The 17,667-nt window shown below is 72.2% G+C and carries 20 protein-coding genes; 11 read left to right on the forward strand and 9 right to left on the reverse strand.

From position 1 onward, the window contains the following. Window positions 1-80 precede the first annotated feature (80 nt). Together pheT and ACLBYB_RS12020 are read left to right on the forward strand one after the other, a co-directional pair. Entirely contained in the window at window positions 81-2,501 is a 2,421-nt protein-coding gene (gene pheT / locus ACLBYB_RS12015) for a phenylalanine--tRNA ligase subunit beta (RefSeq protein WP_447698901.1), read from the forward strand. Between the two features lie 9 nt (window positions 2,502-2,510). Continuing rightward, window positions 2,511-3,392: a DUF1186 domain-containing protein gene (locus ACLBYB_RS12020; RefSeq protein WP_447698902.1), complete on the forward strand. Its 882-nt coding sequence runs from the start codon at window positions 2,511-2,513 to the stop codon at window positions 3,390-3,392. On the opposite strand, the gene ACLBYB_RS12025 is transcribed toward ACLBYB_RS12020, so the two are convergent. From ACLBYB_RS12025 to ACLBYB_RS12035, 3 genes are all read right to left on the reverse strand, one after another. Then, window positions 3,381-4,166, reverse strand: coding sequence for a HesA/MoeB/ThiF family protein (locus ACLBYB_RS12025; RefSeq protein WP_447698903.1), 786 nt, complete (start codon window positions 4,164-4,166; stop codon window positions 3,381-3,383). The two genes, ACLBYB_RS12020 and ACLBYB_RS12025, sit on opposite strands and share 12 nt — an antisense overlap. Before the next feature lie 297 nt (window positions 4,167-4,463). Continuing rightward, window positions 4,464-4,985, reverse strand: coding sequence for a translation initiation factor IF-3 (gene infC / locus ACLBYB_RS12030; protein WP_020092802.1), 522 nt, complete (start codon window positions 4,983-4,985; stop codon window positions 4,464-4,466). A 200-nt stretch (window positions 4,986-5,185) separates the two neighbouring features. Continuing rightward, the gene (locus ACLBYB_RS12035) at window positions 5,186-6,472 is read right to left on the reverse strand and encodes a glycosyltransferase family 4 protein (RefSeq protein ID WP_020092803.1); all 1,287 of its coding nucleotides are present in this window, start codon (window positions 6,470-6,472) and stop codon (window positions 5,186-5,188) included. A 107-nt stretch (window positions 6,473-6,579) separates the two neighbouring features. On the opposite strand from ACLBYB_RS12035, the gene ACLBYB_RS12040 reads away from it, so the two are divergent. Then, window positions 6,580-7,347 carry an alpha/beta hydrolase gene (locus ACLBYB_RS12040; protein WP_447682390.1) on the forward strand — a complete coding sequence of 256 codons (768 nt, stop codon included), beginning with the start codon at window positions 6,580-6,582 and terminating at the stop codon, window positions 7,345-7,347. A gap of 41 nt (window positions 7,348-7,388) precedes the next feature. Here the strand turns inward: ACLBYB_RS12040 and ACLBYB_RS12045 are convergent, their stop codons facing one another. Next, window positions 7,389-7,673, reverse strand: coding sequence for a BQ00720 family protein (locus ACLBYB_RS12045; RefSeq protein WP_020092805.1), 285 nt, complete (start codon window positions 7,671-7,673; stop codon window positions 7,389-7,391). 101 nt (window positions 7,674-7,774) lie between these two features. Further along, entirely contained in the window at window positions 7,775-8,203 is a 429-nt protein-coding gene (locus ACLBYB_RS12050; protein WP_012320108.1) for an Hsp20 family protein, read from the reverse strand. A gap of 413 nt (window positions 8,204-8,616) precedes the next feature. On the opposite strand from ACLBYB_RS12050, the gene ACLBYB_RS12055 reads away from it, so the two are divergent. From ACLBYB_RS12055 to ACLBYB_RS12085, 7 genes are all read left to right on the forward strand, one after another. Beyond that, complete coding sequence (locus ACLBYB_RS12055; RefSeq protein ID WP_447698904.1) at window positions 8,617-9,096, forward strand: hypothetical protein; 480 nt, start codon at window positions 8,617-8,619, stop codon at window positions 9,094-9,096. Between the two features lie 74 nt (window positions 9,097-9,170). After that, a complete protein-coding gene (locus ACLBYB_RS12060; protein ID WP_056527997.1) occupies window positions 9,171-9,641 on the forward strand; it encodes a hypothetical protein in 471 nt (156 codons plus the stop codon). Window positions 9,642-9,773: 132 nt separating this feature from the next. Beyond that, on the forward strand, window positions 9,774-10,463 hold the full coding sequence (locus tag ACLBYB_RS12065; RefSeq protein ID WP_020092809.1) for a MotA/TolQ/ExbB proton channel family protein: 690 nt from the start codon (window positions 9,774-9,776) through the stop codon (window positions 10,461-10,463). A 55-nt stretch (window positions 10,464-10,518) separates the two neighbouring features. Beyond that, entirely contained in the window at window positions 10,519-11,022 is a 504-nt protein-coding gene (locus ACLBYB_RS12070; RefSeq protein ID WP_447698905.1) for an ExbD/TolR family protein, read from the forward strand. Window positions 11,023-11,026: 4 nt separating this feature from the next. Beyond that, window positions 11,027-12,022, forward strand: coding sequence for a cell envelope integrity protein TolA (tolA, locus tag ACLBYB_RS12075; RefSeq protein ID WP_447698906.1), 996 nt, complete (start codon window positions 11,027-11,029; stop codon window positions 12,020-12,022). 299 nt (window positions 12,023-12,321) lie between these two features. Further along, window positions 12,322-12,639, forward strand: a complete 318-nt coding sequence (locus tag ACLBYB_RS12080; RefSeq protein ID WP_020665400.1) for a hypothetical protein — start codon at window positions 12,322-12,324, stop codon at window positions 12,637-12,639. A 6-nt stretch (window positions 12,640-12,645) separates the two neighbouring features. After that, complete coding sequence (locus tag ACLBYB_RS12085; protein ID WP_056527989.1) at window positions 12,646-12,906, forward strand: BrnA antitoxin family protein; 261 nt, start codon at window positions 12,646-12,648, stop codon at window positions 12,904-12,906. 42 nt (window positions 12,907-12,948) lie between these two features. Here the strand turns inward: ACLBYB_RS12085 and ACLBYB_RS12090 are convergent, their stop codons facing one another. The 3 genes from ACLBYB_RS12090 to ACLBYB_RS12100 are packed head-to-tail and all read right to left on the reverse strand — an operon-like array spanning window position 12,949 to window position 14,704. After that, window positions 12,949-13,431 carry a YaiI/YqxD family protein gene (locus ACLBYB_RS12090; protein ID WP_091978859.1) on the reverse strand — a complete coding sequence of 161 codons (483 nt, stop codon included), beginning with the start codon at window positions 13,429-13,431 and terminating at the stop codon, window positions 12,949-12,951. Beyond that, on the reverse strand, window positions 13,428-13,631 hold the full coding sequence (locus tag ACLBYB_RS12095) for a hypothetical protein (RefSeq protein ID WP_447698907.1): 204 nt from the start codon (window positions 13,629-13,631) through the stop codon (window positions 13,428-13,430). Before ACLBYB_RS12095 ends, ACLBYB_RS12090 begins: the two co-directional genes overlap by 4 nt. Next, window positions 13,631-14,704, reverse strand: coding sequence for an adenylate/guanylate cyclase domain-containing protein (locus ACLBYB_RS12100; protein ID WP_056527981.1), 1,074 nt, complete (start codon window positions 14,702-14,704; stop codon window positions 13,631-13,633). The genes ACLBYB_RS12095 and ACLBYB_RS12100 overlap by 1 nt, the downstream gene beginning before the upstream one ends. Window positions 14,705-15,001: 297 nt before the next feature. Here ACLBYB_RS12100 and ACLBYB_RS12105 point away from each other — a divergent pair, with 297 nt between their 5' ends. Further along, the gene (locus ACLBYB_RS12105; protein ID WP_056527978.1) at window positions 15,002-15,841 is read left to right on the forward strand and encodes an aldo/keto reductase; all 840 of its coding nucleotides are present in this window, start codon (window positions 15,002-15,004) and stop codon (window positions 15,839-15,841) included. 13 nt (window positions 15,842-15,854) lie between these two features. Here the strand turns inward: ACLBYB_RS12105 and ACLBYB_RS12110 are convergent, their stop codons facing one another. Beyond that, window positions 15,855-17,405, reverse strand: coding sequence for a diguanylate cyclase (locus tag ACLBYB_RS12110; RefSeq protein ID WP_447698908.1), 1,551 nt, complete (start codon window positions 17,403-17,405; stop codon window positions 15,855-15,857). Window positions 17,406-17,667 lie beyond the last annotated feature (262 nt).

Below are 17,667 nucleotides of genomic sequence, written 5' to 3' on the forward strand. Positions count from 1 at the left end.
GCGGCCCCCGGCCCCGGCGACTGCCCTGCGATCCTGTTCCTCCGACGGTCGAGCCGATACCGGGCTCTCGAAGGTCCATCATGAAATTCACCCTCTCCTGGCTCAAGGACCACCTCGACACCGAGGCCTCCCTCGACACCGTCGCCGAGACGCTCACGCGGATCGGCCTCGAGGTGGAGGGCGTCGAGGACAAGGCCGCCGCGCTCAGGCCCTACGTGATCGCCCGGATCCTGACGGCCGAGCAGCACCCGAACGCCGACCGGCTCCGGGTCTGCACGGTCGACACCGGCACGGGCACCCCCGTGCAGGTGGTGTGCGGCGCCCCGAACGCCCGGGCCGACCTCGTCTCGGTCTTCGCGCCGCCCGGCACCTACGTCCCGGGCAAGAACATCACCCTGTCGGTGGGCACGATCCGCGGCGTCGAGAGCCACGGCATGCTGTGCTCGGGCGCCGAGCTCGGCCTCGGCGACGACCACGACGGCATCCTGGAACTCCCGACCGACGCGCCGGTCGGCCAGGCCTACGCGCTCTACGCCGGGCTCGACGATCCCGTCATCGAGATCAACCTGACGCCGAACCGTCCGGACTGCACCTCCGTCCACGGCATCGCCCGCGACCTCGCGGCGGCCGGCCTCGGCACGCTCAAGGGCGAGACGCTGCCGGGCCTGCGCGGCGAGGGTCCCTGCCCGGTCGCGGTCGAGCTCGCCCTCGATCCGGCCGACCGGCACCTCGCCCCGATGTTCGCCCTGCGGCTCGTGCGCGGCGTCCGGAACGGCCCGTCGCCGGCCTGGATGCAGGCCCGGCTGCGCGCCATCGGCCTGCGGCCGATCAACAGCCTCGTCGACATCACCAACTACGTCACCTTCGACCGCGGGCGGCCACTGCACGTCTTCGACGCCGCCAAGGTCGCCGGCACGCTGACCGTGCGGCGGGCGCGGGCGGGCGAGAGCCTGCGCGCCCTCGACGGCCGGACCCACACGCTGACCGACGACACCGTGGTGATCGCCGACGCGAACGGCGTCGAATCCATCGCCGGCATCATGGGCGGCGAGGCGTCGGGCTGCGACGCCGGCACCACGGACGTGCTGATCGAGTCGGCCCTGTGGGACCCGACCAACATCGCCCAGTCGGGCCGACGGCTCGGCATCATCACCGACGCGCGCTACCGCTTCGAGCGGGGCGTCGACCCGGCCTTCACGGTTCCCGGCCTCGACCTCGCGACGCGGCTGGTGGTCGATCTCTGCGGCGGAACGCCGACCGAGGCGCACGTCGCCGGCGCGCCGCCCGAATCCCGGCGCAGCATCGACTTCCCCTGGACCGAGGTCCGCCGCCTCGCCGGCCTGGGCGTGCCGCGCACCGAGATGCAGCGGATCCTCGAGACGCTGGGCTTCCACGTCTCCGGCACCGGGGACCGGGTGACGGTGCTGCCCCCGTCCTGGCGGCCCGACGTCGAGGGCAAGGCCGACCTCGTCGAGGAGGTCGTCCGCATCGCCGGGCTCGACCGGATCGTGGCCGAGCCCCTGCCGCCGCTCGCCGGGATCGGCCGCCCGCTGCTCACCGTGATGCAGAAGCGGACCCGCCTCGCCAAGCGCGCCCTGGCGAGCCGCGGCCTCATGGAGGCGGTCACGTGGTCGTTCGTGCCGCACGACGACGCCGTCCTGTTCGGCGGCGGCGGGGCCGACCTGGTGCTGGCCAACCCGATCGCCTCGGAGCTGTCCGACATGCGGCCGAGCCTGGTGCCGGGCCTCCTGCGCGCGGCGCAACGCAATGCCGACCGCGGCTACCCGGACGCCGCCCTGTTCGAGGTCGGCCAGTGCTTCGCCTCCGACGTGCCGGAGGGCCAGACCGTCCGCGCGGCGGCGGTCCGCCGCGGCGGCGCGACCCTGGCCGGCGCCGGGCGGCACTGGGACGGCACGGCGGCGACCGTCGACGCGTTCGACGCCAAGGCGGACGCCATCGCGTTGCTCGGCAGCCTGGGCGTGCCGACCGGCGGCCTCCAGATCACGCCCGGCGGCCCGTCCTGGCTGCATCCCGGCCGCTCCGGCACGCTGCGCTTCGGTCCGAAGACGGAGATCGGCTGGTTCGGGGAGGTGCATCCGCGAACGCTGCAGGCCCTCGACCTGAAGGGAACGCTCGTGGCCTTCGAGATCGTCCTCGACGCCCTGCCCCTGCCCAAGCTCAAGCCGACCAAGGCCAAGGCCGCCCTGGCGCTTTCGGAATTCCAGCCGCTGTCGCGGGACTTCGCCTTCGTGGTCGGCCGCGACGTGCCGGCGGGCGACATCGTCAAGGCCGCCCAGAACGCCGAGCGCAAGCTGGTGACGGGTGTCGACGTGTTCGACCTCTACGAGGGGCCGGGCGTTCCGGACGGCGCGAAGTCGGTGGCGATCGCGGTGCGTCTCCAGCCCGTCGAGCGGACCCTGACCGACGCGGAGATCGAGGCGGTGAGCGCCAGGATCGTCGCCGAGGTCACCCGCAAGACGGGCGCGACGCTCCGGGCCTGAGGCGCCGCCATGGACCGGATCGCCCTGCTCATCGACGACCTCGCGGCGGCCGAGTACCGGCCGAAGGCGGCGTTGCGGGAGGCCCTGAACCACCCCGCCGCCGTCGCGGAGGCGACGCTGCCGCTGCTGGAGGCGGCCGCCGACGGGCGCGAGCTGGCGGCGGAGGAGACGAACCTCCTGTTCTGGGGCCTGCACGTCATGGCCCATGCCCGGGACACGCGCGCCCTCGCGCCGCTCCTCAGGCTGCTCCGGCACGACGAGGAGACCCTCGACGCGGTGCTGGGTGACGCCGTCACGGCGACGCTGGCCAAGGTCGTGGCGAGCCTGTTCGACGGCGATCCGCAGCCGCTGTTCCGGCTGATCCTGGACAGCACGGTCGACGATCACGCGCGCATGGCGCTGATGTGCGCCTGCACCTTCCTGACCCTGGAGGGACGGATCGACCGGGCCGCGATGCACGACCTGCTGGTCCGTTTCGACGACGCGCAGGCCGCGGTGGAGGACGGAACGGCCTGGGTCGGCTGGGAGGAGACGATCGCGCATCTCGGCTTCCGGGACCTCGCGCCCCGCGCGGCCGCGGCCCGCGCCGACGGACGGCTGACCGACGAGATCAGCGACGCCGACTGGTTCAAGGAGGCCCTGCGCAAGGCCGAGACCAAGCCGGACGACCGGGACCGGCTCGGGCCCTACCAGTACGGCTACCTCGACGATCCGGTCGAGGCTCTCGACTGGGCCGAGGAGGGCGCGGGCGAGCCGCAGCGCAACCCGTTCAAGGATGTCGGCCGCAACGATCCCTGCCCCTGCGGCTCGGGCAAGAAGTTCAAGAAGTGCTGCCTCGGCAAGGCCGAGGCGGAGGGGCCGTGGATGCCGCCGGTGCCCCTAGGCGGCTGAGGCGCCGCTGCCGCTGAGCGGGTTCTCAGGATCCCAGCCGTAGCTCAGGGTCTCGAACCGCATGGCGCGGGCGTCGACCATGAGCAGGCGCCCGACGAGGGGCTCGCCGAAGCCCGCCACGGCCCGGATCACCTCCATGGCCATCAGCGAGCCCATGACGCCGGCGAGCGCGCCGAGGACGCCGGCCTCCGCGCAGGCGGGCACGCTGCCCGGCGGCGGCGGATTCGGGAAGAGGCAGCGATAGGTCGGATTCGGGGTCCCGTCGGGCCCCGTCTCGTGGCCCCGGATCGTGGTCAGCGTGCCGTCGAACCGGCCCAGAGCCGCGGTCACCAGCGGCCGACGCGCCCGGAAGCAGGCGTCCGACACCGCGTAGCGCGTGGCGAAATTGTCGGACCCGTCCGCCACGAGGTCGTAGCCGGCGATCAGGTCGACGGCGTTGTCCGCGTCGATCCGGAACGGGTGCGGGACCACCGACACGTGCGGGTTGAGGCGCGCCACCGCGTCGGCCGCGCTCTCGACCTTTGGCCGACCGAGATCCGGCGTCCCGTGGATCACCTGCCGCTGGAGGTTGGACAGCGAGACCGTGTCGTCGTCGACGAGGCCGATCGTGCCGATCCCCGCGGCGGCGAGGTACTGGATCAGCGGCGCGCCGAGACCGCCCGCCCCGACGACGAGGATCCGGGCGGCCTTGATCCGGGCCTGACCGGGACCGCCGACCTCGGCGAGGACGAGGTGGCGGGCGTAACGTTCGATCTCATCGGGAGCGAGGGCCATCGCCTGCCCATAGACTGCGGTGGCCGCGCATGGAAGGATCGGGCGCGTCTCGAAGGCTCGTCGGAATTTCGGCCGACGTTTCGACCTCGTCATCGCGAGCGCAGCGGCCCAGGTCAGCGGGACGTCTCTCAGCGCAGCGCGACACTGGGTTGCTTCGCTCCGCTCGCAGAGACGGCGGTGCGGTGATCAGAAGGAAGCGATTTAGCCCCGCACGATCCGCTGTTCGAGGGCTCGGAACGCGAAACGCCGCCCCGGTGAGGAGGCGGCGCGGGTCTCGCGTCTCTGGATCCGGGCCGCTCAGCGCGGCGCGAGGATCATGATCATCTGCCGGCCTTCGAGCATCGGCTCGCTCTCGACCTTGGCGATCTCGGCGGTCTCGCTCTTCACGCGCTCCAGGAGGCGCAGACCGATGTCCTGGTGAGCCATCTCACGACCGCGGAAGCGCAGGGTCACCTTGACCTTGTCGCCCTCCTCGAAGAAGCGGTGCACCGACTTCATCTTGGTGTCGTAGTCGTGCTTGTCGATGCCGGGGCGGAGCTTGATCTCCTTCACCTCGACGGTCTTCTGCCGCTTGCGGGCCTCGTTCTGCTTCTTCTGCTCGTTGAAGCGGAAGCGCCCGTAATCGAGCAGCTTGCAGACGGGCGGCACGGAGTTCGGCGCGATCTCCACGAGATCGAGACCGGCCTCCTCGGCCAGATTGAGGGCGTCGAAGAAGGGAACGACGCCGCGGTTCTGCCCGGTGTCGTCGATCAGCTGCACTTCCCGCACACCGCGAATGTCGCGGTTGGCGCGCGGCCCGTCCTTCTGCGGGGCCGGCATGGCTCTCATCGGTCTACGAATGGCTTAGGTCTCCTGCTGCAACGGCGAAACGGCGGATCTTCAGGAAGATCTCCTGACCGCCAGCCGCTCCGGTCTCATCCGGACATACAACGTTGGTGGAACCGCGGCCAGAGTCAACCGGCTACCATCGCGACGCCGGAAATAATCGGCCGCCGCGTCGCGATTCGAGTCCGATGCCCTCAGGTCGAACGGCCGAGCAGCTCGGCGTAGACCGCCAGCGTGTCGCCGACCATCCGCTCCAGGGAGAAGTGCGCCTCGACATGCGCGCGGCTGCGCCGACCGAGGGCGTCGCGGGCGCTCGCGCCGAGGGAGAGGGCCTCGGTCAGAGCGGCGGCGAGCGCGGCCGGGTCGCCGGGCGGCACGCGCCATCCGGTGCGCTGGCCGGCGGGGGTCTCGGGCGGTGCCAGCACCGTCTCCGGCACCGCGCCGAGATCCGAGACGACCACGGGTGCGCCGAGCGCCTGCGCCTCGACGGCCGAGCGGCCGAAGGCCTCGGGCTCCACGGACGGCACCGCCACCACCGATGCGGCGCGGAAGGCCGCCGGCATGTCGGTGCAGTGCCCGACCCTGCGGACGATGCCCTCGAGCCCGCGCGCGGCGATCAGTGCGTCGAGCTCGCGCTCGTAGGCGGCGCGGCCCTGCGGGTCCCCCGCGAGGACCACGGCCAGGTCCGGGACGCCGCGATCACGCATCCGCGCGGCGGCCTCGATCAGCACGCGGTGGCCCTTCCATGCCGTGAGGCGGGCGGCCAGCAGGATCACCCGCTCGTGCGGCGCCACGTTCCAGCTCCGGCGCAGCGCCTCGACCCGGGCGGCCCCGACCGCCACCGGGTTGAACACCGCGAGGTCGGTGCCGCGGTGGATGACCCGCACGCGGTCGCCGGCCTGCTCGGCGTGCAGCCGGTGGATCAGGTCCGCGGTGTAATGCGAGTTGGCGATCACCACGTCGCCGCGGGCCATGATCGAGTTGTAGAGGACCTTCACGCCGGTCCGGCCGGAATAGCTGCCGTGATAGGTGGTCACGAACGGGAGCCCGAGCCGGCGCGCCGCCCCGAGGGCGACCCAGGCGGGCGCGCGGGAGCGGGCGTGGATGATCTGCACCTTCTCGCGGCGGCAGAGCGCCATCAGCCGCAGGACGTTCACCGCCATCGACGCCGGGTTCTTCGACGCAGCCGGGAATCGGAGCCAGTGCCCGCCCTTGGCCTGCAACTCGCCGACGAGCCGTCCGCCCTCGGTCGCCACCAGGGCGCGGGCGCCCACGGCCGCGAGGCCGCCCGCGACGTCGACGGTGGTGCGCTCGGCGCCGCCCGCATCGAGTTCGGGGATGATCTGCAGGATGCGGGCGCCGGCCAGCGCCCCGACCTCCGCCGGGAACCCCGACAGGGCGTGGGGGCCGTCGCCCGTTCGCGGGCCCTCGGCGAGGACGCGCAGGCCCCCGGCCGGTATCTGCCAAATGCTCGCTGCCATTGATCCAGCATCGCCGCCGGGCTTTACGGTCCGGTAAACGAGAGTTGAAGCCGAACCGTTCAGGACCGGACTTCTTCCATGTCGAGACAGGGATACCGGAGAGAACGATGACGGATACGGCCCCCGAGTTCCTGACCGTCGGCATCGGCGACGCGGCCCGCCGCATCGCCGTGCGGGTGCGCGCGGGCGGCGGGCCGCCGGTGGTCTGGCTCGGCGGCTTTCGCTCCGACATGACCGCGACCAAGGCGACGGCGCTCGATGCCTGGGCCGAACGGACGGGCCGGGCGCTCGTGCGGTTCGACTACGCCGCGCACGGTGCCTCGGGCGGCACGTTCACGGACTGCACCATCTCGTCGTGGCTCGAGGACGCGCAGGCGGTCCTGGCGGCCTACGTGACGGAGGCGCCGGTGCTCGTCGGCTCGTCGATGGGCGGCTGGATCGCTTGCCTCGCTGCCCGCGACCGGGCCGCGCGCGGGGAGGCCACGGCGGGGCTGGTGCTCATCGCGCCGGCCCTCGACTTCACCGAGGAGCTGATCTGGAACCGCCTCAGCGAGGCGGCGCGCGCCATGCTGATCCGAGACGGCGTCCTCAGGAAGCCCAGCGACTACGCGCCGGAGCCGGACCCGATCACGCGGGCCCTGATCGACGACGGCCGCCGACACTGCATGCTGGGCGGCCAAGTCGATCCGGGCTGCCCGGTGCACATCCTCCAGGGCATGCGGGACACCGACGTCCCCTACACGCACGCCCTGCGAATCCTCGACCGCCTGCCGGCCGAAGGAACGGTGCTGACGCTGATCGCCGACGGCGACCACCGGCTGTCGCGGCCGCAGGACATCGCGCGGCTCGTGGCGGCGGTGGCCGAGATCGCCTGACCGGTCTCCCGGCCAGGCCTCTCAGCGGGTCGGGTGCAGGGTCAATGCAGGCTGACGGGCTGCAGGTCGTGCGCGGCGGCGTTGGCCAGCACGACGTCCCGCGAATCGGCGAGCATGATCGGCGCGCCGCTCGCCGAGAGCAGGGCGAACAGGTCGAGGCCGGGCGTCAGCTCGGGGGCCTGCGGGAAGAAGCGGCGGACCTCGTCGGACCGGATCGGCCGGACGTAGGCGATGTGCCCCTCGCCCAGCGCCGCGAGATCGGCCGGCTGGAAATCGGCCGGATCGAGATCGGCGGGGGTCAGAGGAGACGGATTCAGATCGGTCATAAAGCCCTCCTGGGGTGGCAGAGCGTCCACCGCCGATCCTGAAGGCATCGGCGGCTCCACCCTGATGTGGGGATCCGCGACGGCCAATCAATCGGTCGGCGTCAGCCGCGGGCGCCGATATCGATCTTGCGCACGATGCGGTCCGGCTCCGGCCGGACCAGATCGATCGACAGGAGGCCGTTGGCGAGGTCGGCGCCGAGCACCTCCATGCCGTCCGCGAGCAGGAAGGCCCGCTGGAACTGCCGCGCCGCGATGCCGCGGTGCAGGAAGTGGCGCTCGCGCTCGTCGACCTGCCGGCCGCGCACGACGAGCTGGCTCTCCTCCAGCATCACGTCCAGCTGATCGCGGGTGAAGCCGGCCACCGCCAGGGTGATCCGCAGGCGCTCGGGCTCGCTCTCGGTCCGGGGCAGGCGCTCGATGTTGTAGGGTGGGTAACCGTCGTTGGCGGCCTTGGAGACCCGGTCGAGGGCCTGCTCGATCTCGTCGAAGCCGAGCAGGAACGGGTGCCCGAAGGGCGAGGATCGAGTCATCGCGGCCATCATCCAGAAAGCGAAGTCTCCGACCCCGGGATCTGCCGCAATCCCGGGATGCTCGAGCACCTCGTCGACAGGAGCCCGCCCGGGGCAGCGCTCCGCCGGACGCGACGACGCCGGCAACTCGGAGATATGGCCAAGGCCTTCCGGGCCATCAAGGGACGGGACCGGAATCGACGGCGACCCGAGGTCGCGCGTTTCCGGGAAGTTTCGGCAAATTTATGCGGGATCGATAGGCAAAGCCTGCAACGGCCACGCTTTCTTCTAACAGTTTGGAACTGCTCTGATTTTCTCGCCGGGCCTTGATCCGGGCGGCGGGCCTGGATACTGCCGCGGCAGGCGACGATCCGGCTCCCGAGCTCGATCGCCGCGATCCATTTCCGCGAGGCGCCGGAGCCGTGAGCACGCCCATGACCCCGTCGGACCACGCGGCGATGCGGCGCGTCGCAGACGTGTGCGGCGACGAGGTTGACATCCTGGCCCTGTCGGTGGCCCGCTTCGTGGCGGCCGGCTACATGACCAGCGACGTCGCCTGCTGGAACGCGGCCTTCGACGGGGCCGAGCAGTTGCTCGGGCCGACGGAAGGGTGCCGCTTCGTCGCCTGCGTGGTCGCGATCATCCGGGCGCTCCGCGCGGAACGCGACGGCGACTGGTCGTTCATGCCGGCGAGCTGCTGCCGCGTGACCGGCCACGAATGCGCGCTGGTGAAGCTGATCAACCGGGGCCGGCAGCGCCTCTGGGCGGATCTCGAGGCCGCCGCGGCCGAGATCACCGGCCAGGACGCGGCGCCGCGCCTCGTGGCGGCGGTCCGCGCCGCGGTCGGGCCGCTCGATGCGGCGGCCGAGCGCCTCGCCCCGGCCTCCTGCCCCGCCGGAACGGTGCTGCACTGATCCGGCTCCCCGTCACCCCGGACCGCGCGGCCCGAGCCGCCGGCCGGCGCGAACTCGAAGAGGACTTTGTCACGGTGCTTGCCCTGCGCGCTCCCCTGTACCGCCGTCGGATCGGGCGTGTCGCCCTCGACACGGCGGCCTGCTTCGCGCTCTCGGCGCTGCTCGTCGTGTCGGCCCTGGCGCAGGACGCGTCCGAGAAGGCGCCGATCAAGCTGCAGCTCAACAAGGTCGAGACCGCGGGCGAGGCCTGCCGGATCACCATGGTGATCGACAACAAGGGTTCGGGCCTGAAGTCCTACAAGGTGGATCTCTTCGCCTTCGACCCCGAGGGCGTCGCGCAGAAGCGCGTGGCGGTCGAACTCGGGCCGCTGCCGCCGAAGAAGACCACCGTGAAGATCTTCGATTTCCCCGGCATCGCCTGCAACAAGGTCGGTCGCGTCCTCCTGAACGACGTCCTGACCTGCGACGGCGGCGATCCGGGCCGCGAGGCCTGCCTCGAGCGGACCGAGACCGACAGCAAGGCCGGCCTGCCGTTCGACCGCTGATGCGGATGGTGTGACGGCTGACGAGACCAAACCGCCCGGCGGCGAGAGCCGCCGGGCGGCCTGCGGCTTTCGCCGCACCCCGAGACGATGGCGGCGCGACGCCGCGTGAGACCAGGACGCCAGGAGCCCGCGATGGACCCGACACAAGCCCCGATCGAGGCGGCCCACGACTTCTCGTTCCTCGGCCTGTTCCTGCAGGCCGACCCGATCGTGAAGGGCGTGATGATCCTGCTGGTGATCGCCTCGATCGCCTGCTGGACGGTGGTGTTCGAGAAGGTCATCCGGCTCGCCGCCGCGCGGCGCCAGGCCAAGGCCTTCGCGAATCTGGTCCGCTCCGGGGGCAGCCTCGACGGCGAGCATCGCGGCATCGCCGGCCACGTGGTGAAGGCGGCGATCGACGCGTGGCGCGATCAGGATTCCTCCGAGACCCGGGCCGAGCGCCGCGACCGCATCGAGCGGGCGATGAAGGGCGCCCTCGCCATCGAGGTGAAGCGCCTGCGCACCGGCCTGTCGCTGCTGGCGACCTCCGGCTCCACGGCCCCGTTCGTCGGCCTGTTCGGCACCGTCTGGGGCATCATGAACTCGTTCTCGTCCATCGCCCGGAGCCAGGACACCTCCCTCGCCGTCGTGGCGCCGGGCATCGCGGAGGCGCTGTTCGCCACGGCGATCGGTCTCGTCGTCGCGATCCCGGCGGTGATGGCCTACAACAAGCTCTCGAGCGACGTGAGCGGCATCCAGAGCACCTTCTCGTCCTATATTTCGGTCCTGGGCAACCGCCTCGCGCGCGACCGCGCCGGCGCCCACCGCGCGGCCGCCGAGTAGCGCGGCCGGCGCCAGCCCCCCAGAGAGCCGAACGTAAAGGTACCGGAGACGCCCCATGGCGATGGGATCCATTCGCGCGAACGACGACGACGACCTCGACGACGTGCCGATGTCCGACATCAACGTCACCCCGATGGTCGACGTGATGCTCGTGCTGCTGATCATCTTCATGGTCGCCGCGCCGCTGATGACCACCGGCGTGCCGGTCCAGCTGCCGAAGACCGCGGCGCCGAAGGTCGCGCAGTCGAAGAAGCCCGCCGAGGTGACGGTCGACAAGGACGGCAACCCGTCCATCGCCAAGGAGGTGTTCACGATGGAGAGCATCGTGCCGCGCCTGCGCGAGATGGCGGCGGCCGACAAGGATCAGGTGATCCTCGTGCGCGGCGACCGCGACGTGCCCTACGGCAAGGTCATGGAGGTCATGGGCCTCGTCGGGCAGGCCGGCTTCACCAAGGTGTCGCTGATTGCGCAGTCGCCCGGCGGCGCCGCTCCGGCCTCGCCTGGCGCCGCCACGGCCGCTCCCGCCGCCCCCGCCGCCCCCGCAGGGACCGCGCGCTGAGCCGATGAGCACCTACACGTCGACGGATATGCCGGCCGGTCTCGGCGAGCGCCGCCCGTCCGGGCTGCTCGCCGCTTTCCTGGTCGCCCTCGGGCTGCACGCCTGCGTGCTCGCCGCCGTGATGTTCCTGCGGCTCACCCCGCCCGCACCGCCCGGCGAGCAGCAGATCACCGTCGACCTCGCGCCGCTCATGACCGACGCGGCCACCGAGGCCCCGGCGGAGCAGCAGATGAGCCAGGAAGCCCCGCCGGAGGCGAAGCCGGTGGACACGCCGCCCGACGAGGCCGTCCAGCCGCCGCCGCCGACCGAGATGACCGAGGTGAAGCCGGAGGACACCCAGGCGGTCGAGATGCCGCAAGAGGCTCAGCCCGTGGAGGCGCAGAGCCAGGTGATCACCTCCGCGTCCGAGGCCGCCGAGCCGCTGGCGCCGCCGCCCACCGAGGTCGCCAAGTCCGAGGAGCCGCCCAAGCCGACGCCCGATCCGGCGAAGCTGAAGGCGGAGCGCGAGGCCAAGCTGCGCAAGATCCGGGAGGAGAAGCTCCGCGAGCAGAAGCGCGAGGAGGCGCGGCAGGAGCGCCTGGAGGAGATCCGCGAGGCCAAGGCCAAGGCTGCGCGCGAGGCGAAGGCGCGCGAGGCCAAGGCGCGGGCTGGCGCCGAGCGGAGTTCGGCGTCGGCCTCGCGGGCGAACGCGGCCGGCCGGGCCGCCGCGGGCAACGATCCGAGCGCCATGCGCCAGTGGCAGGGCGCCATCAGCGCGGCGATCCACAGCCGGATGAACGTGAACGCGGCCGTCGGCACCGGTGGCGGGACCGCGGTGGTGCGCTTCACCGTGATGCGCTCGGGTCAGGTGACGGGCGCCGGCGTGGCCCGCTCCAGCGGCGTCGGCCAGATCGACAGCGCCGCCCTCGCGGCGGTGCGCGGCTCGATGCCGGCGGCGCCCCCCGGCGTGACGCAGTCCAGCCTGTCGGTCTCCATTCCGCTCAACTTCCGCGTGCGCTGATCGGAGGACGATCCGGGCCGGATCCCGCCCGGCCGACCGCGAGCCCGATCCGGATCGTCCGGCGAATGCGTACGAATGGTGTGCGCCGTCAGTCCCACCCGGCGATCCGGATTCGCCATCGGCCGCGCGGGCATGCTAAAGCCTTCGTGAACCTGCCTTCCCCGCGCGCCTGACGGCGATGCGGGAGGGCGCCGATCCGGCCTTGCCCCCCGCCCCTCGAACAGGCCGGACCCGCTCAGACCCCGTCCCGCGCAGGCTGCGCCGGGTCGGACCCGTCGAGCCGGGGTGAAAGGGACAGGATGAACGACGACACTGAGTACGACCTCGACGAGGTGAATGCCACCCGCGACGCGGAGGCGGAAGCCAAGACCCGGGCGGAGAACCGCGCCGAGCGCGCGGAACGGGCGGAGCGCATGGCTCGCGAGGGCGCCCAGGCGATGGCGGAGCACCACGCGGCCATCAAGGCGATGGACGAGCGGACGGTGCGGCTGCGCTCGCTCCGGCTCGCCAAGGAGGCCGCCGACGCGCAGGCCAAGGCGGCCGAGAAGGAAGCCAAGGCGGCCGCCAAGGGCAGCGCGAAGAAGGCCGCGCCGAAGAAGACGACCGCGAAGGGCTAGGGGTCGATGGCCGAAGACCGCAACCGCCGCCGCTTCACCGACCCGCGCGCGGCAGCCGAGGCGGCCTTCCGGGCCGCCACGAGCCCGAAGACGGCCGCTCCGCCGCCGCAAGCCGCGCCGCGGCCGGCAACGGTCCCGGGCTCCCGGGAAGTGGTGAGCCTGCGCCTCGACAGCGCCGTGCTCGCGCATTTCCAGAAGGACGGCCCTGGCTGGCAGGATCGCATCAACGAGGCGCTCAAGGCCCTCGTCCCGGCTGCCGAGGCCTGAGACCTCCCGCGCGGGGAACGCTGTCGCGCCTGGGACCGATGCTCAGACCGGCTTCGGCCGCTCGCGCAAGATCCGGTTCACCGCCCGGTCGAGGGCGGACAGGAAGGCCGACCGGTCGGCGCGCGAGAACGGTTTCGGCCCGCCCGTGATCGTCCCGGCCTCGCGCAACGATTGCATCAAGTCGCGCGTCGCGAGGGCGAGACCGATCCCGGCCTCGCTGAACGGCTTCCCAGTGAACGCCAGGACCGTGGCGCCGGCCTTCACGCAGCGCGCGGCCAGCGGAACGTCGGCGGTGAGGACGATGCTCCCGGGTCCGGCCCGCGCGGCGATCCAGTCGTCGGCGGCGTCGAGTTCCGGGCCGACGACCACGCGCTCGATCCAGGGCTCGCGCGGCAGGTTCAGCACGCTGTTGGCGACGACGTGGACGGTCAGGCCGTAGCGCTCGGCGACCCGGTAGGTCTCGTCCTTGACCGGGCAGGCATCGGCGTCGAGGTAGATCGGCGGGCGCGCCGGCGCGTCGCTCATGGCCGGGGCACCAGCTTCGAGGTGAAACCCGCCAGGATCAGGAGCACGCCCAGGGCGAACTGGCCGTGCTCGATATCGCCGCCCACCGACCGAACGACGGCGCGGCCGAAGACCGCGAGCCCGATCAGCGGCAGCCCGAAGCGCAGCGCCATCTTCACGGCGATCAGGGTGTTCGCCCGCGCGGTGCTCGCCCCGGCCATCAGCGGGCGACCGCGGCGCGGCGCGGCGCCAGATCCGCCACGGGCGCGGTCTCGGCGGGTCCGCGCTCGAGCGTCGCCACCGACAGCGGCGCGCCGCGGCCGCGGAGCGCGTGGGCGCCGAGGGACCGTGCCCGGACGCCGGCCGGAAGGCGCGGGAGGCGGTTGAGCAGATCCTGCGAGATCAGGATGCCGACGCCCAGCGGGCGGCACAGGGCCTCGATCCGCGACGTCACGTTCACGGCGTCGCCGAAATACGCGATCTTGTGGCGGTCGACCCCGACTTCGGCCGTGACCACCGAGCCGCCGTGCAGCGCCGCCCGGAGCCGCGGGACCGTCCCGAACCGGGCGGTCCAGGCCGCGGCGTCGGCCTCGATCCGGTCGAGCACCTCGAACACGCAGGTGACGCAGCGCGCGTCCTTCAGGCCGCGGGCCATCGGCCACGTCACCATGGCGAGATCGCCGATATAGTCGTCCACCGAGCCGCCGTTGCGCCGCACCGGCTCGGCGAGCGTGGCGAACACGGCGCTGAGATATTCCTGGGCGCGCAGGTCGCCGTGGGTCTCCGCGAAGGCCGTGGAGCCGACCACGTCGAGGAACAGGAAGACCCGCTCCTCCGCCACCGGCTTGTGGTAGCGGCCGATCATGAAGTTCACGAACACCTCGCCGCCGATCAGGTCGCGCATCCGTATGACGAAGACCAGCAGGCCCGACACGGCGAGGGCGTAGGCGAGCACCCGCGCGGTCATGCGGGTCGCGGTCGTGAGGTCGTCCGGTGTCAGGGCGAACGCCCAGACGAGCAGGCCGCCCAGGGCGTTGCCCGCCATGATCATCAGGACATAGGCGAGTTCCGCGGCCAGCACGTAGAGCCAGGCCGGCAGCCGCCGGATCTTCGCCTGCAGGCCGGCCAGGATCAGCCCGCGGTCGAAGGCCAGCACCGTGGCGCCCATGCAGAGGCCGTAGGTGAACCCGGCGAGCGGCGAGGCGCCGGCCGCGAAGATGATGTTGTAGAGCAACCCCGCGCCGGCCGCCGCCAGCAGGATCAGACCCCAGAATATCCGGTGGGCCGGCAGCATCGAGGCATCTCCAGCATGGCCAGCCGACGGACCGTGCGCGGGTCCGGGCGTCGCGTGGCCCTGCGCGGCGGCACTGCGCGGGGCGGCGCAGACTCGGCGAGCCCGCGCCGCCGGACTTCGGGCATGGGCCTAAAGTTTAGCGCCGCGGGAGGCCGCATGCCATTGCTCAACGCCCCAAGATGGCGCGAGTAAGGCGTGCCGGGTTGTTGCGCGGCCGAGCCGTGATACGCCGGCGGCCCGGGACTCGACCGGACCGCCGCCAGCAACCCCCTGTGACAGCGAAGAGGGAGCGCTGCCATGTACGCCAGGAGCTTCGGCGCGACGCGCGTCTCTGTGCCGGTTATCGGCCAGGGCACGTGGCACATCGACAGTTCGGACCGGACGGACGCGGTCCGGGCGCTGCGGGCCGGGATCGACGCCGGCATGACCCATATCGACACCGCGGAGATGTACGGGGACGCCGAGGCGATCGTCGCCGCCGCCGTCGCGGATTGCCGCGAGGAGGTGTTCCTCGTCTCCAAGGTGGTGCCGGGCAACGCGACGCGCCGGGGCGTCGCGCGGGCCTGTGAGGCGTCGCTCCAGCGTCTGCGGACGGACCGGCTGGACTGCTACCTGCTGCACTGGCCGGGCCAGCACCCGCTCGAGGAGACGATCGCGGGCTTCGAGGATCTGCGCCGGGCCGGCAAGATCCTGTCCTGGGGCGTCAGCAACTTCGACGTCGAGGATCTCGATCGCGTCCGGGCCATCGCGGGGCCGGACCGGATCGCCTGCAATCAGGTCCTCTACCACCTGAACGAGCGGGCCATCGAGCACGCCGTGCTGCCCTGGTGCGAGAAGCACGGCGTCGCCATGGTGGGCTACTCGCCCTTCGGCAGCGGCGACTTCCCCGATCCGGCCAGCGCGGGCGGCCGCGTCCTGGCGGGCATCGCGCAGAACCACGGCACGACGCCCTACGCGGTGGCCCTCGCCTACCTGACCCGGCTGCCGGGCACGTTCACGATCCCCAAGACCGGTCGCCCGGACCGGGCCGTCGAGAATGCCGGCGCGGCGGACCTGCACCTGGGCGCGGCCGAGATCGCCCTGATCGACGCGCATTTCCCGCGCGGACCGCGGCCCCGGATGCTGCCGATGCTGTGAGCGGCGGGGCCGCTCAGGCCCGCAGCGCCAGGGCCACGGGATCCGCCGGCGCGGCGGCGCGGACACGGTTGCGCCCGGCCTTCTTGGCCGCGTAGAGGGCCGCGTCGGCCGCCGTGAACAGCCCTTCGGGCGGATCGCCGCCGGCCGGGTCGGCACAGGCGACGCCGATGCTCACCGTCGCGATGCCCCCGACCTCCGGGGCGTGGGGGATGCGGAGGTTCACCACGGCCCGGCGGACGCGCTCCGCCGCGACGCTGGCGGCCGTCGCGTCGACGCCCGGCAACAGGGCGACGAACTCCTCGCCGCCGATCCGGAAGCTCAGCCCGGCGGTATCGAGGGTGCGTTGCAGGCACTCCGCCACCGCCTTCAGCGCCTCGTCGCCGCGCTGGTGACCGAAGCGGTCGTTGAACTGCTTGAAGTGGTCGGCATCGACGATCAACAGCGCCAGGGGCGTCCGCAGCTGTGCGGCCCGCTTCCACTCCACGGCGAAGTGCTCGTCGTAGCTGCGCCGGTTCGGCAGGCCCGTCAGGCCGTCGGTCCGCGCGAGCACGGCGAGCGCGGCGTTGGCCTCGCGGCTGGAGGCCTCCGCGGCCACGTGGCGCCCGACCTCCCGGTGCAGCAGGATCGTCAGGCCGAAGGCGAGGAGGCAGAGGCACAGGATCAGGACGGCGACGATCGCCGCCTTGTAGATCCAGACGCTGCGGATGCTGTCGACGTCCGTCGCCACGGTCACGATCAGCGGCAGGTCGTCGAGGTCGGCGAAGCTGTAGACCCGCTCGACGCCGTCGAGGAACGAGCGTCCCTGGAACTCGCCGCGCGGCTTGGCCCGGTACATCTTGTAGCCGGGGCTCGCGCTGATGTTCTGGCCGAGCGCCTCCGGCCGTGCCGGCGCCCGGATCAGCAGCGTCCCATCCCGGTGGAAGACGTTCAGAGCGATGCCGTCGTCGAAATGCAGGCGCTCGAACAGCGCCTGAAAATGCGCGAGCCTGATCGATCCCGACACGATCCCGGCGAATGAGCCGTCGGGCGTCCGGATCCGCCGGGTCATGCGGATGATGGGCTCACCGGTCATGAGAGATACGGTCGGCCCGGACAGGATCAGGCCGCCTTCGGGATTCGACCGATGGAACTCGAATTCCGGCAGCGTGCGCATGTTGGGCCGGGTCTGCACGCCGGGATCGCTCGTCAGCCGGACGTCGCCGGCCGCGTCCGTGACGGCAATCGGACCGAGGCCGGAGCCCGCCACAGCCGTGTCGAACAGCGCCAGGCGCCGAATATCCGGGTCCAGGGCCGCGATGTCGGCGCGGCTCGCGAGCCGTGCGGAGTTCCGCAGCGAGAGGTCGTAGACCCGCAGGCTGTGGCCGACGCCCTCCTCGATCACCGCCAGGAGATTCCCGGCGTTGCGGCGGGCGTTGTGCCAAGCGACGTCCCGCAGATCCAGGCAGAGATAGACGCCGAGCAGCGCGAGGCAGAGCAGCAGGCATGTGCCGGCCGCCGCGATCAGGCGCGAGGCGCAATCGTCCAGGTGAGCTCTGATCGCTGTAGCGGTCGCGCGCAGGAGCATGGGCTCGATCGGGCTGCCACGAACCGCGCCATTGCGGTTGACGGGCTTACTGTTCACCCGATCTTACGTCCACGAAGATTGAAAAAGCGGTTATTGGCGGCACTAAGAAGCGCTGAATCACCGCTAATACAAATACAGGCCGCCGCGGCTGTCAGTCCCGCCTCGACGCGGTCGCCTTGGGCCGGAGCCCGGGCGTAGTCGCGCGGATGCGCGACGGCGCACGCCGCGGGCCGCCTCTCGCCCGCGACGCGCGCGCCGTCGC

It is taken from the genome of Methylobacterium sp. D54C (assembly GCF_053345595.1).